24 protein-coding genes, 1 tRNA gene and 1 pseudogene are annotated in these 23,938 nt (G+C 64.0%); 10 read left to right on the top strand and 16 right to left on the bottom strand.

Translation table 11 applies throughout. From position 1 onward, the window contains the following. The first annotated feature begins 76 nt into the window (after positions 1-76). The 3 genes and pseudogenes from LPJ38_RS00945 to LPJ38_RS00935 all read left to right on the top strand — a co-directional run bounded on the left by LPJ38_RS00945 (position 77) and on the right by LPJ38_RS00935 (position 2,682). Positions 77-1,134: pseudogene (locus tag LPJ38_RS00945) on the top strand (amidohydrolase family protein). 25 nt (positions 1,135-1,159) lie between these two features. Beyond that, positions 1,160-2,269, top strand: a complete 1,110-nt coding sequence (locus LPJ38_RS00940; RefSeq protein WP_145630749.1) for an amidohydrolase family protein — start codon at positions 1,160-1,162, stop codon at positions 2,267-2,269. After that, complete coding sequence (locus tag LPJ38_RS00935) at positions 2,269-2,682, top strand: Rieske (2Fe-2S) protein (protein ID WP_145630750.1); 414 nt, start codon at positions 2,269-2,271, stop codon at positions 2,680-2,682. Before LPJ38_RS00940 ends, LPJ38_RS00935 begins: the two co-directional genes overlap by 1 nt. Before the next feature lie 120 nt (positions 2,683-2,802). Here LPJ38_RS00935 and tcuC read toward each other — a convergent pair whose 3' ends face one another. Both tcuC and LPJ38_RS00925 read right to left on the bottom strand, forming a co-directional pair. Next, the gene (gene tcuC / locus LPJ38_RS00930; protein ID WP_145630751.1) at positions 2,803-4,131 is read right to left on the bottom strand and encodes an MFS transporter; all 1,329 of its coding nucleotides are present in this window, start codon (positions 4,129-4,131) and stop codon (positions 2,803-2,805) included. Between the two features lie 144 nt (positions 4,132-4,275). Next, positions 4,276-5,175 carry a transcriptional regulator GcvA gene (locus LPJ38_RS00925; protein WP_145630752.1) on the bottom strand — a complete coding sequence of 300 codons (900 nt, stop codon included), beginning with the start codon at positions 5,173-5,175 and terminating at the stop codon, positions 4,276-4,278. Positions 5,176-5,285: 110 nt separating this feature from the next. On the opposite strand from LPJ38_RS00925, the gene LPJ38_RS00920 reads away from it, so the two are divergent. Continuing rightward, complete coding sequence (locus LPJ38_RS00920) at positions 5,286-5,489, top strand: DUF1127 domain-containing protein (protein WP_008541482.1); 204 nt, start codon at positions 5,286-5,288, stop codon at positions 5,487-5,489. A 67-nt stretch (positions 5,490-5,556) separates the two neighbouring features. Next, complete coding sequence (locus tag LPJ38_RS00915) at positions 5,557-6,180, top strand: GNAT family N-acetyltransferase (protein WP_145630753.1); 624 nt, start codon at positions 5,557-5,559, stop codon at positions 6,178-6,180. A 54-nt stretch (positions 6,181-6,234) separates the two neighbouring features. Here LPJ38_RS00915 and LPJ38_RS00910 read toward each other — a convergent pair whose 3' ends face one another. Both LPJ38_RS00910 and LPJ38_RS00905 read right to left on the bottom strand, forming a co-directional pair. Next, positions 6,235-7,065, bottom strand: a complete 831-nt coding sequence (locus LPJ38_RS00910) for an enoyl-CoA hydratase (protein ID WP_145630754.1) — start codon at positions 7,063-7,065, stop codon at positions 6,235-6,237. Between the two features lie 125 nt (positions 7,066-7,190). After that, on the bottom strand, positions 7,191-7,892 hold the full coding sequence (locus tag LPJ38_RS00905) for an SDR family NAD(P)-dependent oxidoreductase (RefSeq protein ID WP_145630756.1): 702 nt from the start codon (positions 7,890-7,892) through the stop codon (positions 7,191-7,193). A gap of 232 nt (positions 7,893-8,124) precedes the next feature. Here LPJ38_RS00905 and LPJ38_RS00900 point away from each other — a divergent pair, with 232 nt between their 5' ends. Together LPJ38_RS00900 and LPJ38_RS00895 are read left to right on the top strand one after the other, a co-directional pair. Next, positions 8,125-9,909 (top strand): acyl-CoA dehydrogenase family protein, encoded by a 1,785-nt coding sequence (locus LPJ38_RS00900; RefSeq protein WP_145630757.1) that lies wholly within the window; start codon positions 8,125-8,127, stop codon positions 9,907-9,909. 43 nt (positions 9,910-9,952) lie between these two features. After that, complete coding sequence (locus LPJ38_RS00895; RefSeq protein WP_145630758.1) at positions 9,953-11,041, top strand: Zn-dependent alcohol dehydrogenase; 1,089 nt, start codon at positions 9,953-9,955, stop codon at positions 11,039-11,041. 147 nt (positions 11,042-11,188) lie between these two features. Here the strand turns inward: LPJ38_RS00895 and LPJ38_RS00890 are convergent, their stop codons facing one another. From LPJ38_RS00890 to LPJ38_RS00855, 8 genes are all read right to left on the bottom strand, one after another. Then, positions 11,189-11,542 carry a nuclear transport factor 2 family protein gene (locus LPJ38_RS00890; protein WP_145630759.1) on the bottom strand — a complete coding sequence of 118 codons (354 nt, stop codon included), beginning with the start codon at positions 11,540-11,542 and terminating at the stop codon, positions 11,189-11,191. 166 nt (positions 11,543-11,708) lie between these two features. Further along, the gene (locus LPJ38_RS00885; RefSeq protein WP_145630760.1) at positions 11,709-13,181 is read right to left on the bottom strand and encodes an amidase; all 1,473 of its coding nucleotides are present in this window, start codon (positions 13,179-13,181) and stop codon (positions 11,709-11,711) included. Positions 13,182-13,399: 218 nt separating this feature from the next. Further along, complete coding sequence (gene mbfA / locus LPJ38_RS00880; RefSeq protein WP_145630761.1) at positions 13,400-14,371, bottom strand: iron exporter MbfA; 972 nt, start codon at positions 14,369-14,371, stop codon at positions 13,400-13,402. Between the two features lie 63 nt (positions 14,372-14,434). Beyond that, positions 14,435-15,583 (bottom strand): alpha/beta hydrolase, encoded by a 1,149-nt coding sequence (locus LPJ38_RS00875; RefSeq protein ID WP_145630762.1) that lies wholly within the window; start codon positions 15,581-15,583, stop codon positions 14,435-14,437. 126 nt (positions 15,584-15,709) lie between these two features. Further along, positions 15,710-16,579, bottom strand: a complete 870-nt coding sequence (locus tag LPJ38_RS00870) for an MBL fold metallo-hydrolase (protein ID WP_145630763.1) — start codon at positions 16,577-16,579, stop codon at positions 15,710-15,712. Positions 16,580-16,593: 14 nt separating this feature from the next. Continuing rightward, positions 16,594-17,205 (bottom strand): glutathione S-transferase family protein, encoded by a 612-nt coding sequence (locus LPJ38_RS00865; RefSeq protein WP_145630764.1) that lies wholly within the window; start codon positions 17,203-17,205, stop codon positions 16,594-16,596. A gap of 144 nt (positions 17,206-17,349) precedes the next feature. Further along, positions 17,350-18,192, bottom strand: a complete 843-nt coding sequence (locus LPJ38_RS00860; RefSeq protein WP_145630765.1) for a fumarylacetoacetate hydrolase family protein — start codon at positions 18,190-18,192, stop codon at positions 17,350-17,352. An 85-nt stretch (positions 18,193-18,277) separates the two neighbouring features. Continuing rightward, complete coding sequence (locus LPJ38_RS00855; RefSeq protein WP_167520381.1) at positions 18,278-19,126, bottom strand: MBL fold metallo-hydrolase; 849 nt, start codon at positions 19,124-19,126, stop codon at positions 18,278-18,280. 126 nt (positions 19,127-19,252) lie between these two features. Here LPJ38_RS00855 and LPJ38_RS00850 point away from each other — a divergent pair, with 126 nt between their 5' ends. Beyond that, positions 19,253-19,729: a DUF3775 domain-containing protein gene (locus LPJ38_RS00850; RefSeq protein WP_145630767.1), complete on the top strand. Its 477-nt coding sequence runs from the start codon at positions 19,253-19,255 to the stop codon at positions 19,727-19,729. Positions 19,730-19,907: 178 nt separating this feature from the next. Here the strand turns inward: LPJ38_RS00850 and LPJ38_RS00845 are convergent, their stop codons facing one another. Both LPJ38_RS00845 and LPJ38_RS00840 read right to left on the bottom strand, forming a co-directional pair. After that, complete coding sequence (locus tag LPJ38_RS00845; RefSeq protein WP_145630768.1) at positions 19,908-20,690, bottom strand: SDR family oxidoreductase; 783 nt, start codon at positions 20,688-20,690, stop codon at positions 19,908-19,910. A 218-nt stretch (positions 20,691-20,908) separates the two neighbouring features. Next, a complete protein-coding gene (locus LPJ38_RS00840) occupies positions 20,909-21,421 on the bottom strand; it encodes a CvpA family protein (protein ID WP_145630769.1) in 513 nt (170 codons plus the stop codon). A gap of 118 nt (positions 21,422-21,539) precedes the next feature. Between LPJ38_RS00840 and LPJ38_RS00835 the strand changes: the two genes are divergently transcribed. Further along, on the top strand, positions 21,540-22,301 hold the full coding sequence (locus LPJ38_RS00835) for an SDR family oxidoreductase (RefSeq protein ID WP_145630770.1): 762 nt from the start codon (positions 21,540-21,542) through the stop codon (positions 22,299-22,301). A gap of 181 nt (positions 22,302-22,482) precedes the next feature. Here LPJ38_RS00835 and LPJ38_RS37890 read toward each other — a convergent pair whose 3' ends face one another. Beyond that, positions 22,483-22,611 carry a hypothetical protein gene (locus LPJ38_RS37890; protein WP_283811462.1) on the bottom strand — a complete coding sequence of 43 codons (129 nt, stop codon included), beginning with the start codon at positions 22,609-22,611 and terminating at the stop codon, positions 22,483-22,485. Positions 22,612-22,922: 311 nt separating this feature from the next. On the opposite strand from LPJ38_RS37890, the gene LPJ38_RS00830 reads away from it, so the two are divergent. Continuing rightward, positions 22,923-22,999 (top strand) — tRNA-Met (locus LPJ38_RS00830). Between the two features lie 332 nt (positions 23,000-23,331). On the opposite strand, the gene LPJ38_RS00825 is transcribed toward LPJ38_RS00830, so the two are convergent. Further along, complete coding sequence (locus tag LPJ38_RS00825) at positions 23,332-23,823, bottom strand: hypothetical protein (RefSeq protein ID WP_145630771.1); 492 nt, start codon at positions 23,821-23,823, stop codon at positions 23,332-23,334. Between the last annotated feature and the right edge of the window lie 115 nt (positions 23,824-23,938).

The following is a 23,938-nucleotide window of genomic DNA, read 5'->3' as shown; positions in this document are numbered from 1 at the left end:
GAGTTGCGGGCGACGGGCAGGCCTGCTTGAATGGCGGACAAGACAGAACGAGACGAGGAAACGTGAAGGAGACGTCATGGCGTCCCTGATCGCTGGCGGGGTGGATTGCGATGTTCATCCGGCTGTGCCGCATCTGACCAGCCTGTTGCCGTATTTGAACGATTACTGGCGCGATCAGGTGACGACGCGCGGCATGGTCGATCTCGTCTCGCAATCCTATCCCGAGAAATCGCCGATCGTGTCGCGGCCCGATTGGCGCCCCGAGACCGGCAAACCCGGCGAAAGCCTGGCGGACATGCAGCGCCATGTGCTCGATCCTTTCCAGCTGAAGCTCGCCATCTGCAATCCGCTCTATGGCGTGCAGATGGTGTTCTCCGAGGACATGCAGGCGGCGTTCTGCCGCGCGTTGAACGACTGGCTCGCCAAGGAGTGGCTCGATCGCGACCCCCGCCTGCGCGGCTCGATCGTGATCCCCACGCAAAGCGTCGAGAAGGCCGTTGCCGAGATCGAGCGTTGCGCGCAGGACCGGCGTTTCGTGCAAGTGCTGATGCTGGTCATGGGCGATATGCCACTCGGCAAGCGCGCGCTCTGGCCGATCTATGCGGCCGCGGAGCGTCTGGAACTCCCGGTCGGCATCCACGCCGGTTCCGCCTATCACAATCCGCCGACCTCGGTGGGATGGGGTTCCTATCACATCGAGGATTATGTCGGTCAGGCCCAGGCGTTCCAGACCCAGCTTACCAGCCTGATCGTGGAGGGCGTGTTCGCAAAATATCCGCGCTGAAAATGGTGATGCTGGAATCCGGCGTCTCCTGGATCTCGCCTTACCTCTGGCGCCTGCACAAGTTCTGGCGCGGGGTGCGGATGGAGACGCCTTGGGTCGATCGCGCGCCGCAGGAGATTGTGCGCAGCAACATACGCTTCTCGTTACAACCATTTGATGCACCGCCAGACGAGGCGACATTAAATCGCCTGTTTGATCATATGCAGTCGGACGAATTGGTCCTATTCTCCACGGACTATCCGCACTGGCAGTTCGATGGCCCGGACGCGCTGCCCGAAGGTCTGTCCCCCGATCTCGTGCGCAAGATCATGATCGACAATCCGCATGCGACCTATCCCCGCCTGAAATGAGCCCGCTGCCAAAGGAGGCAAGGCGATGAATATCCAGTTCCGCGAGAGCCAAGAAGCTGCTTCCCCACTGACGACGAAAACCGCGATCGCGGATTGCGACATCCATCCGGCCCGCGCCACCCGCACCGAACTCTATCCCTATCTCGCCAAACGCTGGCAGCATCACCTCGAGATCTACGGCGTCCATGCCTATCAGGGCATGATGGAAGGCCCGCCCTATCCGAAGGCCCAGCCCAACGCCTCCCGCCGCGATGCCTATCCGCCGGAAGGCGGGCCGCAAGGCTCCTCACTCGCCTTCATGCAGAAGCAACTGCTCGATCCCAACAACGTGCAATTGGGCGTGCTCAATCCGCTCAACACCGGGCAGGGCATTCGCAATCACGAGCTCTCGGCCGCTCTGTGCTCGGCGATCAACGACTGGCAGATCGACAAATGGACCAGCAAGGACAAGCGGCTGAAGGCGTCCATCGTCGTCGGCAATGAGGACGGGCTGTCGGCCGCCGCCGAAATCCGCGAGCGCGCCGGCGACAAGAATTTCGTCCAGGTGCTGCTGCTCAGCCGCAATGTCGAGCCGCTCGGCCAGCGCCGTTACTGGCCGATCTACCAGGCCGCGGAAGAGGCCGGCCTTCCCGTCGGCGTGCACGCCTTCGGCTTCGGCGGCAATCCGATCACGCCGTCGGGCTGGCCATCCTATTACATCGAGGAGATGGTGGGACATTCGCAGTGCCAGCAATCGGCGCTGGCGAGCCTCGTGCTGGAAGGCGTATTCGAGCGCTTCCCGAAACTGAAGATGGTGATGATCGAGGCCGGCTTCGGCTGGGCGCCGTCGCTGGCATGGCGGCTCGACAAGGTCTGGCAGCGCCTTCGGAGCGAGGTGCCGCATGTGAAGCGGCCGCCGTCCGAATATATCCGCGACCAGGTGTGGTGGACGACGCAGCCGATGGAAGATCCGGAGCGGCGCGAGGATCTGTTCGACGTCATCAACTGGATCGGCTGGGACCGGCTCTTGTTCGCAACCGACTATCCGCATTGGGACTATGACGAGCCATCGCGCGTGCTGCCGGCGGGTGTCAGCGAAGCCAATCGCGAAGCCTTCTATCTCGGCAATGCGAAGAAGCTTTACGGACTGGCTTGATGGCGCGTCATGTGATTGCCGCTGTCGACGAGCTTCCGCCGGGCACGCGAAAATTCCTGGAGATCGATGGACGGCCGATCGCGGTCTTCAACATCAAGGGCGAATATTTCGGTCTGATGAACCGCTGCCCGCATCAGGGCGCTGCGCTGTGCGAGGGCCCGCTGATCGGGCTCGCGCAATCCAGCGATCCCGGTGAAATCGAATATACCAAGCTCGGCGAGATCATCCGCTGCCCCTGGCACGGTTGGGAGTTCGACATCCGCACCGGCCAATCCTATTGCGACCCCCGCCGCTTCCGCGTGAAGGCCTATCCCGCCCATGTCGAGCCGGGCGCCAGCGTGGTGAAGGGGCCGTATGTTGCCGAGACCATCCCGGTCAGCATCGAGAGCGACTACGTGGTGGTGGATCTGTAGCCCTCCACTGTCATTCCGGGGCGGTCCGCAGGACCGAACCCGGAATCCATCGTGCGATAGGAGTGCTGGGAGACATGGATTCCGGGTTCGCCTCTGTGAGGCGCCCCGGAATGACACCGTCTAATGCCCCGCCACCGGCTCCGGCACCGCATCATAGGCCGGCACTGTGCCGCCGCCGCGATACACCGTCGAGGCCGCGATGATGCCGAGCAGGGCGGCGAACATCAGCCAGAAGCCGGGCGCGGCCTTGTCGCCGGTGCGCTCGATCAGCCAGGTCGAGGCGAATGGCGTGAAGGTGCCGAACAGGGCGGCGGCGAGCGCGAAGGCGAGCGAGAAGCAGGTGGTGCGCACATGCGCCGGCACGATCTCGACGAGGGCGCCTAACATGGTGCCGCTATAGACGCCGAAATAGAACGAGAACATCATCTCGACCGCGAGCAGCTTGCCGAAGGTCGGCGCCGCCACCAGCCAGTGCAGCGCCGGATAGGCGGTGACGAGCGAGAGGCCGGCGATGGCGAGCAGCACCGGCTTGCGGCCGATGCGGTCGGACAGCGCGCCGCCGACCGGATTCCAGATGAAGTTGCTCACTGCCACCAGCAGGGTCACCAGCAACGCGTCCTGCGTCGACAGCTTCAGCACGGTCTTGCCGAAGGTCGGCGTATAGACGGTGACGAAATAGAACGTCGTCGTGGTCAGGATCGCGATCATCATGCCGAGCACGACGATGCGCCAGTTGGTGAGAGCGGAGGCGAACACCTCGCGCGTCGTCGGATGCTTCCTCATGGCGAGGAAGGCCGGCGTCTCCTCCAGCGTCCGCCGCAGGACGAAGATCAGCGGAATGATCAGGCAGCCCACGAAAAAGGGAATGCGCCAGCCCCAGGCGGCTACCGTGTCGGCCGGCATCACCTCGGAGAGGATGAAGCCGAGGATCGAGGCCACGAAGATCGCGACCTGCTGGCTTGCCGATTGGAACGAGGTGTAGAAGCCGCGATTGCCGGGCGTTGCGATTTCCGCGAGATACACTGACACGCCGCCGAGCTCGACGCCCGCCGAGAAGCCTTGCAGCAGCCGGCCGATCAGCACGATGATCGGCGCCGCGATGCCGATGGTTTCGTAGCTCGGGCAGAACGCGATGACGACGGTGCCGAACGCCATGATGCCGAGGGTGACGATCAGGCCCTGGCGGCGGCCGATGCGGTCGATATAGGCGCCAAGCACGATCGCGCCCACGGGGCGCATGAGGGCGCCAAGCCAAAACACGCCGAATGTGTTGAGCAGCGAGGCTGTTTCGTTGGTGGAGGGGAAGAACGCCTTGCCGATTGCGGCGGCATAGAAGCCGAACAGGAAGAAGTCGAACTGTTCGAGGAAATTGCCCGAGGTCGCGCGCAGGATGGCGCCGATGCGCGATTTGATCGCGGGTGGATTGGTCGATGCGGCTGATCCAGCCATGGCGTTCTCCCCTTGGAAAGGCGTGGCCGGCCGAAAACCGTTCTTTCGGCAAGGCGACAGATTGATGCTGCGACAATCTGCCATACCCCTTCCCGCGCGGGACGAGGCGAGTCAACCGATTTTGCCCGGGAAGCTGATGATTTTTCAGGCTTTATTTTGCGCTGCAGCGATCATCCAGTCCCGGAAAGCGACCAGTTTCGGCGCCTCGCGGCGGCCTTCCGGCGAGACCAGGTAGAAGCCGGCGTCCGCCGGTAGCGCGATCTTGAAGGGCACCACCAGCCGGCCCTTGGCGATGTCGTCCTGGACGTAGGACGTCCGCCCCATCGCCACCCCGATACCGTCGATCGCGGCCTGGATGGTCATGAAGATCATGTCGAAGGTGATCCCGGGGTGCCTCGCGATATCGGAGGGCAGGCCGGCCGCGGTCAGCCACAGCCGCCAATCGTCGCTGTTGGCATTCGAGGTGTGCAGTAACGGATGGTTTCGCAGGTCCTCCGGCCGGCGCAGCGGCTTGTCGCCACGAAGCAGCGACGGGCTGCACACCGGGAACAGCTCATCCGCCATCAGCCAGTCGGCGCGCAGTCCCGGCCATTGGCCGCGGCCGTAGCGAATCGCGGCATCGACGTCGTCGCGCTGGAAATCCACCAGGCTGGTCGAAGTGGTGATGCGGACATCGATGCCGGGATGCTGCTCCTGGAAATCGGCGAGCCGCGGCAGCAGCCATTTTGCGGCCAGCGACGCCAGTGTCGATACCGTCAGCACCTTGTCGTCGTCCTTGCGCAGCAGGCGGTCGGTGGCGAGGCGCAGGTCGTTGAAGGCGGCACGCACACCAGGGAGGTAGTCGCGCGCCTCCGGCGTCAGCGCCAGCGCGCGGTTCTGCCGGACGAACAGGCGGATGCCGAGCTCCTCCTCCAGCCGCCGGATCTGATGGCTGATCGCGGTCTGGGTCACGTTCAGCTCGCTCGCGGCCAGCGTGAAGCTGAGATGGCGCGCGGCGGCCTCGAACGCCCGCAATCCGTTGAGAGAGGGCAATCTGGCAGTCATCTGGCAGCAGGATACATGACGTTATTTCATGCGAAAAGGTACAAATTGTCGTTTGTCGCGGCGCAACAGCAGGCAGATACTAGCAGTCAACTTAGCTCAAGGAGCTGAAGATGTCTATTTTGACCCAGAATTCGATGACAAATCATCATGCACTTGGTCTGCTCTACCAGATCGGTGACACCCTCCATGTCTGGCACGAGCGCTACCGCAACAGGCGCGAGCTCTCCAACTGGACGGCCCGGGATCTCCAGGACGTAGGCCTGTCCTGGTCAGACGTCGCCTATGAGGCCGAAAAGCCCTTCTGGCGGGCCTGATTGGCCGCCAAGCCGGCGCCGCCTGAGCACAGGGGCGCCGGCGGTCCTCTTTCCCACGGCATGTGTCATGAGCACGCTTCGCCTCGAAGACCTCTCGCAATATTCGGATACGCTGCGCACCCGGCAGGGTGAGGCCGTCACCGTCCGCTTCGTCGAGCCGCGCGATACCGACGAGCTCCAGCACTATTTCCGCTCGCTCTCGACCCGCTCGCGTTACAACCGCTTTTTCGGCGCGATCAGCGAACTGCCGAAGGGATTGCTGCACGATTTCCTCGAGGTCGGGGGGCACGAGCGCTTCACCGTCGTCGCGACCATGATGGTCGATGGCTTCGAGACCATCGTCGCCGAGATGCGTTATGCGCTCCATGCGGAAACCGCGACGGTCGAGTTCGGCATGTCGGTCGACGACCGTTGGCAGGGTCAGGGCATCGCCAACGCGCTTCTGAAGAACCTCGAATGCCGCGCCGCTGCGCTGGGCGCTGAGCATATCTTCGGCGACACGCTGCGCTCCAACGAGACGATGATTTCGCTGGCGCGCAAGTCCGGCTTCGCCTTCGTCAACCATCCCGACGATTGGAAGCTGGTGCGCTTCGACAAGGAGATCGCGGTCGCGCCGAAAGACATTCCCTGTGCGAGCGGGCGCCTCGCTGCACTTTCCCGTCAGGCCGATAGCCCCTCAGCCTCGGCCTGACACCACTGCAAGCCCGGCCTGGCCAAGCCAGCGCCGGGTATTTTTTTGCGCCGCTTACTTCCCCGTAAACACCGCCTTGCGCTTCTCGATGAAGGCCTGCACGGCCTCCTTGTGATCCGCGGTCGTGGTCAGGCGCACCAGCCGTTCGGCCTCATGGTCGCGAGCGGTTTCGAAGTCGAACAGCACGGCTTCGTCGAGATTGTCCTTCATGTAGCGCAGCGCCAGGCGCGGGCCTTCGGCGAGCGACTTTGCCAACGTGAAAGCTTCTGATTGCAGCTTGTCGTCCGGCACGACGCGATTGACGAGGCCGATGGCCTCGCACCTGGCAGCATCGACGCGGTCGCCGGTGAACATCAATTCGCGCGCCCTCGCGGTGCCGACGAGGCGGGTGAGCAGCCAGGCGATGCCGTAATCGCCGCTGAGCGCGATGCGGGCATAACCGGTGGCGACGAAGGCCGATTGGGCGGCGATGCGGATGTCGCAGGCCATGGCGATGGCGAGTCCCGCGCCGACCGCGGGGCCGGGCAGGGCGGCGATGGTCGGCTTGCGCACCGACACCAGCGCGCCCGTGAGCAGCCGCTGCCGCTCCTGCAGATCGGCGATGCGATCTTCCAGCGACATCTCCAGCTTCTTCGGATCGCGATGCGCGCCCATGCCCTTGACGTTGCCGCCGGCGCAGAAGGCTTCGCCCGCCCCGGTGAGCAGCAGCGCGCCGACATCGGGGCTCTCGCCGCAGCTCCGGATCATCGTGCGCAGTGCCGGCGTCAGCGCATCCGACAGCGAGTTACGCGCCTCCGGCCGATTCAGCGTGATGATTGCGACGCGGTCGCGAATGACGCAGAGGAGTTCGTTCGTGCCGGTGTCGATGGTGGTTTCCGTGGTCATGTCGCCTCCCTCTCTTTCTCGTCATTGCGAGCGAAGCGAAGCAATCCAGAATCTCTCCGCGGGACAAGTCTGGATTGCTTCGTCGCTTCGCTCCTCGCAATGACGGTTGTTGTTGCCTTATCGCCTCAAAAATTCTCCACCCAAGGCCGCAGCTCCAGCTCCCAGCTCCAGGCGCTGCGCGGCTGCTGCAGCACGTTCCAATAGCTCTCTGCGATCGCGTCGGGATCGAGCATCGAATCCGGCTTGTCGGCAGGTTCGGTGCGCGCGGCACTGCGAATGCCGCCGTCGATGACGAAATGCGCGACATGGATGCCCTGCGGCGACAATTCGCGCGCGAGACTCTGTGCAAGGCCACGCAGCGCGAACTTGCCCATCGCGAACGACGCCGACTGCGCATAGCCCTTGACGCTGGCGGAGGCGCCGGTGAACAGGATCGCGCCATGCTTGTTCGGCAGCATGCGCCTCGCCGCCTGCTGCGCCACCAGGAAGCCGCCATAGGCGCTGACCGCAATCGCCTGCGCCACATCGGCCGGGACGAGATCCACGAACGGTCCGCGGGTGCGGCCGCTGGCGTTGTAGACGACGAGATCGGGCGTGCCGATCTCGCGCTCGACGAGGCCGAACAGCCGCTCGACCTCCTCGGGGTCCGTCGCGTTGCAGGCATAGGCCTTTGCACCGGTCGCGGTGCAGAGCGCGCCGAGCTTCTCGATCTTGCGCGCGGCAAGGGCGACGCGGATGTTCTGGGCGGCCAACAGCCGCGCCAGCGACGCGCTCAATCCTTCGCCGGCGCCGACGATGAGCGCGATCTTGTATTTCGGGTGTTCCATGGCGTGATCTCTCGCAGACGGGGAGCCGTTGATCTATGCATGGTCCGCGCGGACAACCAGCCGGAGCATTCACAATTCCGCAGAGCGAATTGCTCCTTCACGGCGATCATGCGGGCCTGACAATTTGCGGCTTTATCCGCGTCCGCCGCTGGCGCATGATCGACATCATCCCAAGCGGCAAGCGCCAAGACAAGTGAAGACTTGCCGTCGGGCGGAAACGAAGAGGACGATCATGCACAAGCCGGTCCCAGCGCAGCCAAAACACGTCGCGGCCGAGCCGTCCGGCCTGCTGGCGCCCGACACCTCGGGCATGAATTTCTACCGTGCCGATCCGGCGCTGACCGACCTGCTGCGCATCCATCTGCCTGATACACTTTTCCGTCACATCGAGCCGCATCTCGACCGTCTCGGCGAACTCGCCGGCGGCGTGCTCGACGAATGCGCGCGGCTCGCCGACCGGCACACGCCCATTCTGCACCAGCGCGACAAGTTCGGCCGCGACGTGCAGTGGATCGAATACCATCCGGCCTATCGCGAGCTGGAGAAGGCCGCGTTCGGCGAGTTCGGCATCCATGCGCTTTCGATCCGCAAGGGCATCATGGGCTGGCCAGACAAATATCCCGTCGTCGCCAAGCACGCCTTCACCTTCCTGTTCAACCAGACCGAATTCGGCATGGGCTGCCCGATCAACGTCACCGACGGCTGCGCAAAATTGCTGGCGAATTTCGGCAGCGAGGCATTGAAGGCCAGATATCTCGACGGTCTCACCCAGACCGACATGAGCAAGCTGACCCAGGGCGGCCAGTTCATGACCGAGAAGGAGGGCGGCTCCGACGTCGGCACGCTGACCACGCGCGCGGTGCAGGAGGGCGAGCATTGGCGCCTCTATGGCGAGAAATGGTTCTGCTCGAATGCCGATGCCAAGGTGGTGATGCTGCTCGCGCGCCCTGAGGGCGCCGGCCCCGGCACGCGCGGCGTCGGCCTGTTCCTGATGCCGCGCTTTCTCGACGATGGCTCGCAGAACCACTACAGGATCGTGCGTCTCAAGGACAAGCTCGGCACCCGCTCCATGGCCTCGGGCGAGATCAAGTTCGAAGGCGCGATCGCCTATGCCGTCGGCAAGCTCGACCGCGGCTTCGTGCAGATGGCCGAGATGGTGAACTCGTCGCGGCTCTCCAACGGCGTCAAATCCACCGCATTGATGCGGCGGGCCTATCACGACGCGATGACCGTCGCGAAGAACCGCGTGGTGTTCGGCAGCCGCATCATCGACCTGCCGCTCGGTCGTCGCCAGATGTTGAAGATCATGCTGCCGGTCGAGCAGGCGCTGTCGATGAGCTTCCTCACCGCCGATGCGCTCGACCGCGCCGAAGCCGGCAGCCAGGATGCGGCGGCGCTCTTGCGCATCCTCACGCCGACGCTGAAATTTCGCGCCACCCGCGATGCGCGAAAGGTCTGCGGTGATGCGCTCGAGATGCGCGGCGGCATCGGCTATATCGAGGAATTCGCCACCCCACGTCTACTGCGCGATGCCCATCTCGGCTCGGTTTGGGAAGGCACCGGCAACATCGTGGCGATCGACGCGCTCAGGCGCGCGGTCGGCCGCCACGGCGCCGAGTCCGCGCTCGCAGCCGATCTGCATGCCCGGCTCGACGACAGCGCGACCGTGCCGCAGGCCTGGCGCGAGCATCTGCGCGGCCTCGTCGATCGTGCTGTCGGCTTCGCGCGCGAGGTCGCGTCCAAGGCCGACAACGAGGCCGACGCGCGGCGCGCCACCAGCCTGCTCTATCACGTCGCAAGCGCGGTCGCGCTCGCCTGGGAAGCGCACCGTATCCATGAGATGCGCGGCGATGCGCGCCGGCTGCTGCTGTCGCGACTCGTGGTTGACCATCGCGTGTTGCCAAGCGATCCGTTCCGGCTAACGGAAAATCCCGTGCAAGCCAAGATCGCCGCGCTGCTGCTCGGCGACAGCTCAGCCGGCATGAGCGAGGTTGGCGAACTGGTTCTGGCGGCGTAGGCTGTACTTCACGATCAAGCAAAAACAAACCGGGGAGTGCTCGATGAAGGCCGCCGTCCTCCATGAAGTCAACCAGCCGCTCGTCATCGAGGACGTCAGCCTGCCGAAACCAGGGCCGCGCGAGGTGCTGATCCGCACCGCGGTCGCCGGCCTCTGCCACTCCGATCTGCATTTCATGGAAGGGCTCTATCCGCATCCGTTGCCCGCGGTGCTCGGGCACGAATCCGCCGGCGTGGTCGAGCAGGTCGGCTCCGACGTCACTTACGTCAAGCCGGGCGATCATGTCGTCACCTGCCTGTCGGTGTTCTGCGGCACCTGCGACAACTGCACGACCGGCCGCACCGTGCTCTGCACCGACACCACAGTGAAGATGATGCCGGGCGTCTCGAACCGGATGCAATGGTCGAAGCCCGAGAAGCTGCACCAGTTCCTCAATCTCTCGTCGTTCGCCGAGCAGATGCTGGTGCACGAGAACGCCATCGTGAAGATCCGGAAAGAAATGCCGCTCGATCTCGCCGCCCTGATCGGCTGCGGCGTCATCACCGGCTACGGTGCGGTGGTGAATACGGCGAAGGTAACGGCTGGCGAGACCGTGGCGGTGATCGGCTGCGGCGGCGTCGGCATGGCGGCGATCAACGGCGCGCAGATCGCCGGCGCCGGCCGCATCATCGCCATCGATACCAATCCGGCCAAGCTACAGCTTGCGACCAAGCTGGGCGCGACCGACATCATCAACCCGGCGGATGGCGACGTCGTGAAGCAGGTGCGCGACCTCACCAATGGCGGCGTGCATCATTCCTTCGAGGTGCTCGGGCGCAAGGAGACCGCCGAGCAGGCGTTTGGCATGCTGACTTCCGGCGGCACCGCCACCATCGTCGGCATGATCCCGTTCGGCCAGAAGATCGAGCTGCATGGCTTCGACTTCCTGCGCGAGCGCAAGATCCAGGGCTCCTCGATGGGCTCGAACCATTTCCGCGTCGACATGCCGAGGCTGGTCGATTTCTACCTGCGCGGCCGGCTGCACCTGGAGGACTGGATCTCAGCCAAGCTGAAGCTCAGCGAGATCAACGAGGGCTTCGCTAGCATGAAGGCCGGCAAGACGCTGCGCAGCGTGATCGTGTTCGATAGTTGAGCCACACTGACGGCGTCATCGCCCGCGAAGGCGGGCGATCCAGTACGCCGCGGCGGTAGTTCGTTCGCACAACTGCCGCCGCGGCGTACTGGATGCCCCGGTCAAGCCGGGGCATGACATTGGAGGGCGCGGAGGCAATAGCTCATCTCACCGCGACACGTGCGCGGATACTGCCAGCCACTTGCCGTTCTTCTTCGCCCAGCAATCGGTGTAACGCCCCGTCGCTTGCTGTCCATCGGCCGTCGTATAGCTCGTGGTGGCGTGGATGATGGCGAACTCGCCCATGATGCGGATGATGACGTCGTGCGCATGCAAATTGCGGATCGCGATCGGCCGCGCCGTCTGCTCCAGGAACGCCGCGCGGTCGACCAGCGTCTTGTCGGGATTGGAGCAGTAGAACTCCGGGGCGAGGATCTCGTCGAAGCGCTTGACGTCGCAGTTCTGCACGGAGGCGACATAGTCGCGGTTGAGCGCGGTGAGCCGTTCGAGGTCGTCGCTCATGGTGCTTCCTCCTTCTGTCATTCCGGGGCGCGCGAGAAGTGCGAACCTAATAGCTCGCAGTTATTTCAGCCCGTCATTGCGAGCGGAGCGAAGCAATCCAGAAATGTCTCCGCGGATGCAGTCTGGATTGCTTCGTCGCAAGAGCTCCTCGCAATGACAGGGAAGATTAATCGTCAAACATAGGCGGCGGCACGAATCCGCCGAACTCGCGCTCGATCAGCTCGGCGAGCCTCAAGGGCGTGCGGTCCTCGAGGAAGGGACCGACGATCTGCGCGCCAACCGGCAGCCCGTCCTTCGACAGGCCGAGCGGAACGGCTGTTGCCGGCAGGCCGGGAAGCGTCGCGATGCCCGGCCAGGCGAGCTGGTCGGAATAGGGGTAGTCCTTGCCGTCGATGCCGATCGTTCGCAGGCGCTGCTCCGGCGAGTGATCATGCGGAAACGCCGCCGTCGGCATGATCGGGCAGATCACCGCATCGAAACTCTTGAATAGTGCGCGCCATTGCGCGCGCAGGCCGGCACGGGCGCCGGCGTCGAGCACCCAGGCACGGTGGCTTGCGGTGGCGCCGCGCAGTCGCTCCGCATTGAGGCTCCGGTCCTCCGGCGAGAGCTGGCTCGCCCGCGCCTGCACATCCGCAAGCTCCTCCGGCGGGAAGAACGCGCCGAGGAAGCCCAGCAGCATGCGCATGTACAGCCGTGACGTCTCCGCGAAGTCCGGCAGCAGCGGGCTCTCGCGCGCAACCGTAACGCCGGCCTTCGAAAGACCCGCCGCGAGCTTGTCGATCGCGCCGCGCACGTCCCTGTCGGTCGGCAGCAGCGGATGGCTGTCGATCACCAGGATGCGAAAATCGCGCAGCGACTGATGCCGTGCCGCAGGCAGATCGAGCTTGTAGGCGATGCCGCCTTCCAGCGGATCCGGTCCGGCCATGACGTCGAGCAGCAGGGACAGATCCGCCGCCGTGCGCGCCATCGGACCGATGACGGCGAGATCGCCCTCGCGCGGAATGGCGGGAAATGGCGGCGGCGTCTCGCCGCGCGCCGCGCAGAGATTGATGGTCGGCTTGTGGGCGAAGATGCCGCAATGAAACGCCGGCACGCGCAGCGAACCGCCGATGTCGGAGCCGGTGGCGAGCGCGCAATAGCCCGCGGCGAGGGCCGCCGACGATCCCCCGGACGATCCCCCCGGCGTGCGGCCGAGGTCATACGGGTTGTTCGTGGTGCCGTAGATGTCGTTGTAGCTCTGCCAGTCGCCGAGGCCGACCGGGACGTTGGTCTTGCCGAGGATCACGCCGCCGGCCTGCTTGATGCGCGCCACCGGCAACGCGTCTTCGGCAGGCTTGAAGTTCTTCTGCGGGACGAATCCCCAGGTCGTCGGAAGGCCGGCGATGTTGAAGGATTCCTTGATCGTCAAGGGCAGGCCGAGCAGCAGCTTGCGCTCGCCGCGCGCCAGTGCGGCATCCGCCTCGCGCGCCGCAACGAGCGCGCGATCGAAATCGCGCACGCAGACCGCGTTGATCTTGCCGTCGTGCCGTTCGATGCGGTCGATCGCGTCCTGGGTGAGCTCGACAGCGGAAACTTTCTTTGCCGTCAACGCAGTCGACAGCTCGACGGCGCTCTTGAAACTCCATTGCGATTTGGCCACGGCACGTCTCCTGTTCTTATTGTCCAAGGATGATGCGCAGTTTGGCCGAGAGCTGCAACGGGTGTTTGATGGCGATTGATATGTCACGAGCTGTCATCGCCCGGCTCTGCGCAATTGCGCACTGGGGCGGGCGATTCAGTCTTCCGACACGGTCGTGATCGAACCGACACGTCGCGGCGTGTACTGGATGCCCCGCCTTCGCGGGGCATGACAGCGAGTTACGCCGCCCCGATCACGATCCCCACCGCCAGCACGATGGCGCCGCCGAGCACGATCTGGAACGCGGCCTGGAGGAACGGCGTGTCCATGTAGCGAGAGCGGATGAAGGCGATCGCCCACAACTCGAAGAACACGACGACGCAGGCGATTGCGGTCGCGATCCAGAATGCGTTGGGCCAGGTGTCGGGTACCAGATAAGGCGCGGTGTGACCGAGACCGCCGAGCGTGGTCATCGCACCGCAGGTGAGGCCGCGCAGCCAGGGCGAGCCGCGCCCGGTGAGCGAACCATCGTCGGACAGCGCCTCCGCAAAGCCCATGCTGATGCCGGCGCCGATCGAGGCGGCAAGGCCCACCAGGAAGGTCTGCCAGTTCTGGTGCGTGGCGAAGGCGGCGGCGAACAGCGGCGCCAGCGTCGAGACCGATCCGTCCATCAGGCCGGCGAGGCCGGGCTGCACATATTGCAGCACGAACATCCGGCGCCGCGTGCGGTCTTCCTCGGCGCGCACGTCCGGCTTCAGGATCTCGTCAGTAAGCTCTGTGGCGCGGTGCTCGTGATGCTTCTCTTCCTCGGCGAGATCGCCGAGCAGGCGGCGCACGCCGACATCCTCGGCCTGCTCGGCGGCGCGCGCGTAGAAGCGCTCGGCCTCGAGCTCCATGGTCTCGACCTCTTTCCGGATGGTGTCGAGCGGCAGGTTCTTGGTCAGCCAGATCGGGCGCCGGCGCAGGAAGCCTTTGACATCCTCGCGGCGGATCGGCGGCAGATGCGCGCCAAAACGCTCCTCATAAAGCTGGAGGAGGCGATGCCGATGGCCGCGCTCCTCCTCGGCCATCTGCTCGAAAATCCTGGCTGTGTCCGGATAACGCTCCCGCAGATCTTCGGCGAAGGTCATGTAGATGCGGCTGTCCTCCTCCTCGGAGGAGATCGCGACCGCAAGCACCTCGCGCTCGGTCAGCTCGGAAAAACTCTTCACGGCGGCCCTGGCATGAGTTTAGAATTATTCTAAACTATAGGCTGCCCTGGTTCCCCGGTCAAATCAGCCGGTGCGAGCCCTGGCGAGAAACGCCAGCAGCAACCGGCTCACCTCGGCCGGCTGTTCCTGCTGCACCCAATGACCGGCGCCGTCGACGAGATGGCATCCGAGCATCTTCGTGCAGCCGCGTCCCTGCATTGCTGCGAACGCGCCTGGGCGTTGATAGGTGCCCCAATCCTGCTTGCCCGAGATGAAGCAGGAGGGCACGTCGATGCTCCGTCCGGCGAACAATTGCATCTCGTTGTTGAGCATGCCCGACGTGCCGTAGCGATACCATTGCAGCCCGCCCTGGAATCCGGTGCGGCCATATTCGGCGGCGTAATAGGCGAGATCGCTGTCCGGCAGCCATTGATTGGCGACGATCGCAGCGGGCGAGGGCATCTCCTTGGCGACCGTATCGGCCATGGTCTCATTCAGGTCCATCACGTAGTAGGTCGGCAGTTTTGCCAGCTCGCCTGCGGACCATGACTTCAGCGGATAAGGCTTGTTGTCGGTCCAGTCGGCGCTCTTGTGATGATAATAGGCGCGCAGGAAATCATGCAGGCCCTGCGGGGCCTGCTGCATGTCGGCATTGGCCTGACGTGTCGAATAGTACCATTGATAGTGCTTTCGCGGACGCGGCAGCGCGGCGAGCTCGCGATGAACGGGATCTTCCACCGCGGGCTTCGACGGACGGTCGACCGTGTCGAACGGCAACGCCGGCGCGCCGCCGAATGGCGCGCTCATCAGCGTCAGCGAACGAAACACGTCGGGCCGGATCAGTGCGCACCAGGCCGCGACCGGGCTACCGAAATCATGCCCAGCCAGATCGACCTGCCTGTAGCCGAACGCCGACACCAGGGCGAGCGCATCGCGCACCATGTTTAAGAGTGAGAAGGGTGTGAGATCGCCGTCGTAGTCCGCGCTCCATCCCGTCGTACGGCCATAGCCGCGCTGGTCCGGCGCGATCACGTGATAGCCGGCGGCGGCGAGTGCCGGCATCACCTTGCGCCAGGAGAAGGCGAGCTCGGGAAAGCCGTGCAGCAGGAGGATGCACGGGCGCCCCTTGGTCTCGAAGCCCGCCTCCAGCACATGCATCCGCAAGCCGTTGATGCCGTCGACATAGCGCGAGCGAATGTCGGCGGGCAGGGGGACTTCGGGGAGATCGGTCATAATGTTTCCTCGTCATGGCCGGGCTCGTCCCGGCCATCCGCGTTCTTGGTGACCGATAGATTGTAAGAACGTGGATGCCCGGGACAAGCCCGGGCATGACGGCAGGAAACAGGAAGATCGCGTGGGCTACACCGCCGCGCAGAGGAATGCGTTGCCCTTGCGCTTGATCTTCCCGACCGACGGCGAGGGGAAATGCGCGGTGCAGCACAGCGTGTCGGTGTCGCAATAGCGCTCGAGAAAACTGCGGCGGGTTCTCGCTGCCGCGGCCGGATCGACGTCGAACTTGATCGACAGCTCCGGATAGAGCGTCTGAAGCGGCGAATGCATGAGATCGCCGGAGAACACCGCATCGTCCTTGCCACGGCCCATCGTGATGGCGATATGGCCCGGCGTGTGGCCGGGGGTCGGCAGGATGCGGACGTGGTCGCCAATCTGGTGATCGTTGCCGACGAGCTCATGACGCTTGGCCTCAACCACCGGCAGCACGCTGTCCGCGAACGGCGGCACCTCCGCCTTCGCGTTCTGCGCAAACCAGTGATCGAACTCCTGCTTGGCGAACAGATAACGCGCCTTGGGGAAGGTCGGCACCCAGCGGCCGTTTTCCAGCCGCGTGTTCCAGCCGACATGGTCGACATGCAAATGCGTGCACATCACGAAGTCGATGTCATCGACCGAGAACCCTGCGGCCTTGAGGCCGGTTAAATAGGTGTCGTCGGTCTTCATGTTCCATTTCGGCCGCTGCGGCCGCGGCTTGTCGTTGCCGATGCAGCTGTCGATCAAAATGGTGTGGTGCGGCGTCTTCACCACGTAAGACTGGAAGCACAGCAGCAGCACGTCCTGCTCGTCCAGCGCCTTTGCCTCACGCATCCAGGCCCGATTCTCGGCCAGCACTTCCGGTGTCAGTCCCGGCAGCATCTCCAGCGCCGGGACGAACGAGGTTTCCTGCTCGATGACGCGATGGATGGTGAGATCGCCGACCGAGAACTTGAGGCTCATGAGGAACTCCGCTGTTATGCGGCTGGAGGCACCGAGATCTTGACCGAGGGCCGCTCCAGCATCTTCTGATGGAAGGCGTCGAGCTTCGGATAGGCCTTGCGCCAGCCGCAATCGGCGAAACGGAAGTCGGCATAGCCGAGCACGCAGACGAGGCCGATCTGCGAGATGTCGAACGGGCCGTTCAGCACCTCCGGCATGTTCTCGAAGCGCGCCATGCCGGTCCAGGCCCTGTTCCAGTGGTCGTCCGACCAGGCCTGCCATTGCAGGCCCTGCGGCCGCACCATCTTCTCGTAGCGGCACAGCAGCATGGAATCGAGCATGCCGTTGATCAGCGAGTGGTTGGTCTTGGCCTTCCAGCGCCGCGGGCCGTAATCCGGCACCAGGCTGCCGCCGGCGAGCTCGTTGAGATATTCGACGATGACGTAGGAATCCAAAATGACGTCGCCGTCATTGGTGATCAGCACCGGCAGCTTCTTCAGCGGCGTGATCTTCGAATAGTCCTCGTTGGCCGTGCCAGGCGCGACGGTTGCGGGCACGAGCTCGATCTTGTCGATCAGTCCGAGCTCGATCGCGGCGATGCGCACCTTGCGGGCAAAAGGCGAGGCGGGGGAGAAGGTGAGTTTCATGAAACGATCCTGATGAACATCCGGCAGTTGCTTTCGTCATTGCGAGCCAAGCGAAGCAATCCAGACTGCCTCTGCAGAAAGAACCTGGATTGCTTCGTCGCAAGAGCTCCTCGCAATGACGACGTGGCGGGTCGTCGTGATCGCTTACGCCGCGATAATCTCCTGGCGCTGCTCGCCGAGGCCTTCGATGCCGAGCGTGACGACATCGCCGACATTGAGGAAGGTCGGCGGCTTCATGCCGAGGCCGACGCCGGGCGGGGTGCCTGTGGTGATGATGTCGCCCGGCAGCAGCGTCATGAACTGCGAGACGTAGGAGACGCACTTGGCCATCGAGAAGATCATGGTCTTGGTCGAGCCGGTCTGCCGGCGCTGGCCGTTGACGTCGAGCCACATCGAGAGGTCCTGCACGTCCTTGATCTCGTCCTTGGTGGCGAGCCACGGCCCAAGCGGGCCGAACGTGTCGTGCGACTTGCCCTTGGTCCACTGGCCAAGGCGCTCGGTCTGGAAGTTGCGCTCGGAGACGTCGTTGCAGACGCAATAGCCGGCGACGTAGTTCAGCGCGTCGGCTTCCGAGACATATTTGGCGCGGGTGCCGATGATCGCGGCGATCTCGACCTCCCAGTCGAGCTTGGTCGAGCCGCGCGGCTTCTCGACCGCGTCGTTCGGCCCGGACAGCGAGGTGTTGGCCTTCATGAAGATGATCGGCTCGGTCGGGATCGCAGCGCCCGTCTCCTTGGCGTGGTCGCTGTAATTGAGGCCGATGGCGACGAACTTCGAGATACCGGTGACCGGAGCGCCGAAGCGCGGCTTGCCGGAGATTGCGGGCAGCGAGGCGGGATCGATGGCGGCCAGCTTCTTCAGGGTATCAGGCGAATAGGCTTCGCCCGTGAGGTCCTTCACATGCGCCGACAGATCGCGCAACTGGCCGGATTTGTCGATCAGGCCGGGCTTTTCCGCACCCTTCTCGCCATAACGAACAAGCTTCATTCTCGTTTCTCCCTGGGAATGGACCGATCGGTTGAACAGCTTCATGGAACAGGGCGGCAGGAAATTCAACCGCCCAAAACGGGGATCACCCCAGCGCCACGAACCTGAACGCGTCGCCGTCGCGCTTGATATGCCCGGCCGAATAATGACCGCCGATCACCAGCGTCGGCGTGTCGGCAAAGCGCGAGAACAATGCGTGCCGGCTTGCCGCCGATTGCGCGGGGTCGGTATCCACCGTCGAGCACCAGTCGAGATACGCCATCTGACAGGGATGATGGGCGACGTCGCCGGTCAGAAGCGCCTGTTCGCCATCGCACTCGATCAGGACGCTCATATGTCCCGGGCTGTGTCCTGGGGTCGGGATCAGCCTGATCTCCTCGCAGAGCCGGTGGTCGCTCCGGACGAGCTCGGCCTGGCCGGCATCGACCACCGGCTTCACGGAATCATCGAACACCGCGACCTTGTCCGGCTCGGCGGTGTAATCACGCCAGTGTTCATATTCGGTCTTGCCGAAGACGTAGCGCGCCTTCGGAAATGTCGGCACCCATCGGCCGTCGACCAGTCGCGTGTTCCAGCCGACATGGTCGACGTGAAGATGCGTGCACAGCACGGTGTCGATGCTGTCAGGCGGAAACCCTGCCGCGGTCATGGTCTCCAGGAACGGTGTGCTGCGGTTGTTCCAGGTGGGGACGCCGCGGCCCTGCTTGTCGTTGCCAAGGCCGGTGTCGACGACGATCCGGCGCGAAGGTGTTTCCACCACCAGCGAGTGGATCGACATTTTCAGTCGCCCTTCTTCGGTGGCGAAATGCGGGATCAGCCAGGGCAGCTTCTGGATCTCGTCGTTGGTCGCGGCCGGCAGGATGAAACGGGTTGAACCGATCGTCTCCATTTCGACAAATTTCGTGATCTTGACCTTGCCGACCTTCCACTGCATCCGGCGCCTCCTGTGTTTCTTGCTCTTGCGCTGGAACATGCACGCTTTCTGCCAGCGAGCGCAATGGATCATCTGCGGTGATGTGGCGTTATCGCGGGGAACCGGAAAAGAGTCGAAGAGGAAGCCATGCCAGAGCTTGCGATTTCCGCGGAGAAGGTCGCCTTCATCATCGAGAAGGCGCGTCAATTCGACGTCAAGGAGGGGGCGTCCGATCCCGATTCCGGCTCGAACGCGGCCGACGACGATATGATGGACGTCCTCGACGACGACGGCTCCGATCCCGTCGTCAACGAGCTCGGCAGCTTCATGATCGCGTTGAACGAGGACGAGCAGCTCGATCTCGTCGCGTTGACCTGGCTCGGTCGCGGTGACGGTACCATTGATGATTGGAGCGATCTGCGCGCCCGGGCCGTGGAGGCGAGGAGCGAGTATCGCAGCCCGCGCCGCGAGACCGTGCATTATCTGCTCGGCGAACCTATGCTGGGCGATCTGCTCGCCGACGGGCTCGACGCATTCGGCATCGACTGGACCGACGAACGCACGACGGCCGATTCCGCCGCTCCGAGCCAGCAGGACGAAGACGAGCCGACGAAGCAGCGGTGAGTGGCCGGGCCTCGCGGTGAGCTGAAATTCATCGCGCCCCGACACCCCCACATCGTCATGGCCGGGCTTGACCCGGCCATCCATGTCGTCCTGCACAGTTCAAAGAACGTCGATGCCCGGACAAGCCCGGGCATGACAATCGTTCGTAGATTGCGCAGTTTGCGGATGCGCTGATGGCTCACAGCGTCCCGGGGAACGCGCCGCCATCCAGCAGGATGTTCTGCCCGGTGATGAAGCCGGCCTTGGCGCCGCACAAGAAGGCGCAGGCATAGCCGAACTCGTCGGGCTGGCCGAAGCGGCCGGCGGGATTGAGCTTGGCGCGCTCGGTCAGAATCTGCTCCGGCGTGACGCCGCGCTTGTCGGCCTCGGCCTTGGCAGTGCCGGTCAGACGGTCGGTCTCGAACGGGCCCGGCAACAGGCCGTTGATGGTAACGTTGTTGATCACGGTCTTGCGCGACAGGCCGGCGATGAAGCCGGTGAGGCCGGCGCGCGCGCCGTTGGACAGGCCGAGAATGTCGATCGGCGCCTTCACCGCCGCCGAGGTGATGTTGACGATGCGGCCGAACTTCCGCGCCATCATGCCGTCAACCGTCGACTTGATCAGCTCGATCGGGGTGAGCATGTTGGCGTCGATCGCCTTGATCCAGTCGTCTCGCGTCCAGTTGCGGAAATCGCCGGGCGGCGGGCCGCCGGCATTGTTGATCAGGATGTCGGGATCGGGGCAGGCCTTCAGCACCGCCTCGCGGCCCGCCGGCGTCGTGATGTCGCCGACGATCTCGGTGACGGTGACGTCAGGGTAGGCCTTGCGGATCTCGTCAGCCGTCTTCTTCAGGGCTTCGGCGCCGCGCGCAGTCAGCGTGACGTGAACGCCGGCCTCCGCCAACGAGATGGCGCAGGCGCGCCCGAGGCCCTTGCTGGATGCGCAGACGATGGCGCGGCGACCTTTGATCCCAAGATCCACTGTTTCACTCCCGTAAATGTCAGGCAGGTTTTGGATGCGGCCACTCTAGCCAACATCGACGCCGCTGATAAGGGATGGGCTCGCACCAAAATGCATGCGCGTCCGCGCCGCGATGCAAATGCGCATGCATGATCAGGACCCAGTGGGCGCGTAGCGAAAGTGCGCAGCAGTTTTCCGAAAGGATCATGCCAAAACAATAAGGCGCGATCTCATCGCGCTCAGATGCGCCGCTCCCGCTTGAGACGATCGATCGCGTCCGCGGCGTCCGGCGGCAGCGACTTGAATCCCATCCGCCCGACCGTCGAGAACAGCGGCCGCAGATGCGAGCCGGCCAGGAACGGCGGCTGGTGGTTGACCGGCACGATCTGGTCGAACACCAGCACCAGCGTGGTGGCGACGAGGCCGACCCTGGCCGCGCCGAGCGCCGCGCCGCCGAGCCGGTCGCCGATGCCGGCTTCGCCAACGGTGTCGTTCAGCGCGACGCGGCCGATATGGCCGAGCAGCATGCCGACCACAACGAAGATGGCGAAGAACCAGATCCAGTTCTGCAGCAGTGGTGGATTCGGATTGGCCGCGATCTGCGGCACGATCAGCGGCATCAGCGTCACTGCCATCGGCGCGGCGAGGAGATAGGCGAGGATCGTCATGGCGCTGCGCAGCAGGCCGGTCCTGAAACCGAGGCCGACCGCAATGGCGAGTGCCGAATAGACCGCAAGATCGAAGCTGTTCATGGGAGCCCTGCCGCGACGGAACGAATGAACGCCGAACCGATCATTCCGGTTTCAGATCGCTAAAATCGTCTGTATTGATGGCTCCAAACCCTCAGAGAAATCGCGCAAGGAACGCGTCATGTCAGACCTATTCGACGTCAGTAAAGAAACCATCCTCGTTACTGGCGCGAGCCAGGGACTGGGGCGGCAATTTGCCCGGGTGCTGGCGGCTCATGGTGCATCCGTCGCGCTCGCCGCGCGCCAGACCGAGAAGCTGAAGAACCTGGAAGAGGAAATCCGCGGCAAAGGTGGCCGCGCCGCCGCGGTCGCGCTCGACGTCACCGACACCGCCTCGATCGCGAAGGCCGTCGATGCCGCGGAAGCCGCGCTCGGCCCGGTCACTGTGCTGATCAACAATGCGGGCATCGCCATCGAGAAGCTCGCGACCGAGCAGACCGAGGCCGATTGGGACGCCGTGATCGGCGCCAATCTCAAGGGCGCCTATTTCCTCGCGACGGAAGTGGCGCGGCGCATGATCGCGCGCGGGCAGCACGGCAACATCGTCAACATCGCCTCCGTGCTCGGCACCGGCGTGCTCAAGGCGGTGTCGCCTTACGCGATCTCCAAGGCCGGCATCCTCCAGGCCACGAAGGCGATGGCGCTGGAACTCGCCGGCCAGAACATCCGCATCAATGCGCTGGCGCCCGGCTACATCGACACCGAGATGAACCACGCCTTCTGGTCGACGCCCGCAGGCGAGCGCCTGGCCAAGCGCATCCCCCAGCGCCGCGTCGGCGCCGAATCCGATCTCGACGGCGCGATCCTGCTGCTGGCCTCGAACGCGTCGCGATACATGACGGGGAGCGTGGTGACGGTGGACGGCGGGTTCTTGTTGAATTGATCGCGCTCTTCGTTGTTCAAGAACGGTCTTTGCTGAGCGTCGTCCCGGCGAAAGGCCGGGACCCATAACCACGAAACGTAATTTGGCGAAGACCCCGAGTTATCAGCTCGCTTCACATCCTCCGCCTGGGATTATGGGTCCCGGCCTTCCCCGGGACGACAACGGAGGATGAGGCCACCGCCTAACTCGCCCCCATCTCGCTCCTGATCATGTCCGCTGCCTTCTCTCCGATCATGATGGTCGGCGCAGTGGTCGCGCCCCGGTGCTGCAGCGGGCCGTTTGCCTGGGAGTGATGCAAGACACGGTCCATGGCGTTCCTCCCCCGAAAATGGGCGTCGGTCCCTGGTTTTGCTGCGGCCAAGCTGTTTCTTTGCGGAACCCCTGCAAGTGCACGCCAAACGGACCCAAATCGGTCCATCCGCCTGTCATAAAGTCGAAAAAAACGTTCCCGCAGCCCTTTCCAAAGGCAGCCGCCCTTGATACATACGCCCCGCACCCGACGGGCTTTGCCCCGGGTTGCCTTCCAAGGAAGCCTTTGGGACGAGTGAGGCCAGCCACGCACCAGCGCGGGCCTCAATCCACCGTCCCCGGCATTTTGGCGAAGGCGCAGCAAGTGTTTAACGCGGGGTGGAGCAGCCCGGTAGCTCGTCAGGCTCATAACCTGAAGGTCATAGGTTCAAATCCTATCCCCGCAACCAAATTCGGATTGACCGGATCCGATACGAAAATGGCCCGCTTGATGCGGGCCATTTTTGTTTGGGCGATGCTGGTGCGTAGGCCTGCGTGCCGTCGCAATTGCGTCAATCAGGCGCCGGAGTACCTGCTGCAATCTCTCTTCCCCATCAAGACCATCAAGTGCGCTGTCGCCGCAATTCCTATCCTAGTGCCTCGTGGTCTCCCCTGACGTGGCGTCGCTTTGAACAGCCAACTGCTTCGAAGCTCACCTGCCGAATCTTGAATCTCGATCGAACGTAGCCGCGTGCGTGAGGTGCTTGCGACGATCGCCTCGATCGATCGATGGCCCGAAGGATCAGCCCCTGTACGGGCAGACCATCGTCAGATGGAGCAGTGTCGGCTTCTCCGAGCCCTTCTTGTATTCCCACTCCAGCCGAATCTCGTGCCGATGGGCATAGGCGTCGTTCGGGGCATGGACGATGATGTTCGTCTTCATCGGGATCGGTGGTTCGGAATTGAAGCACTTCCGCACGCAGGCATCGAGCAGGTCGCACCGTGTCAGAGGAATGACGCCGGGCTCGTCCTTGGATAGGGGCACCGTGTTCGGCTGGGTGCTGAGGTCGAGGCGAGCCCGGCCCTTCTCCTTGTGCCAGTACTTGGCGCTGCCTTGCGGCCATTTCGAAGCCGGCGTCAGGATCAGGTGGTACTGCCCGTATTCCAGCGTAGCCAGATCGATGTCATCCGACGCCTTGAGCTTGGCCACGCTCCTCTTCATGTTCGCCAGGGGGTAGTAATTGCTGTTCATCAAATCCCTGAACGCTTTGCCGCTATATGTCTTGCCGCCCATCGCCTTGCCTTTCGAAATGTTCTAATCAATCGGGGTGACGTGCAGACCAGCAAAGCTCGTCGGCCAGATGGAAAGCCCCGGCGTCCCCTAGACGCGCGGTCCCATATTTCGCGCG

This window comes from Bradyrhizobium daqingense (genome assembly GCF_021044685.1).
GTDB classification, from domain to species: domain Bacteria; phylum Pseudomonadota; class Alphaproteobacteria; order Rhizobiales; family Xanthobacteraceae; genus Bradyrhizobium; species Bradyrhizobium daqingense.
The sequence above is the reverse complement of the archived record's forward strand: the minus strand, read 5'-3'. Positions and strand labels throughout refer to the sequence as shown.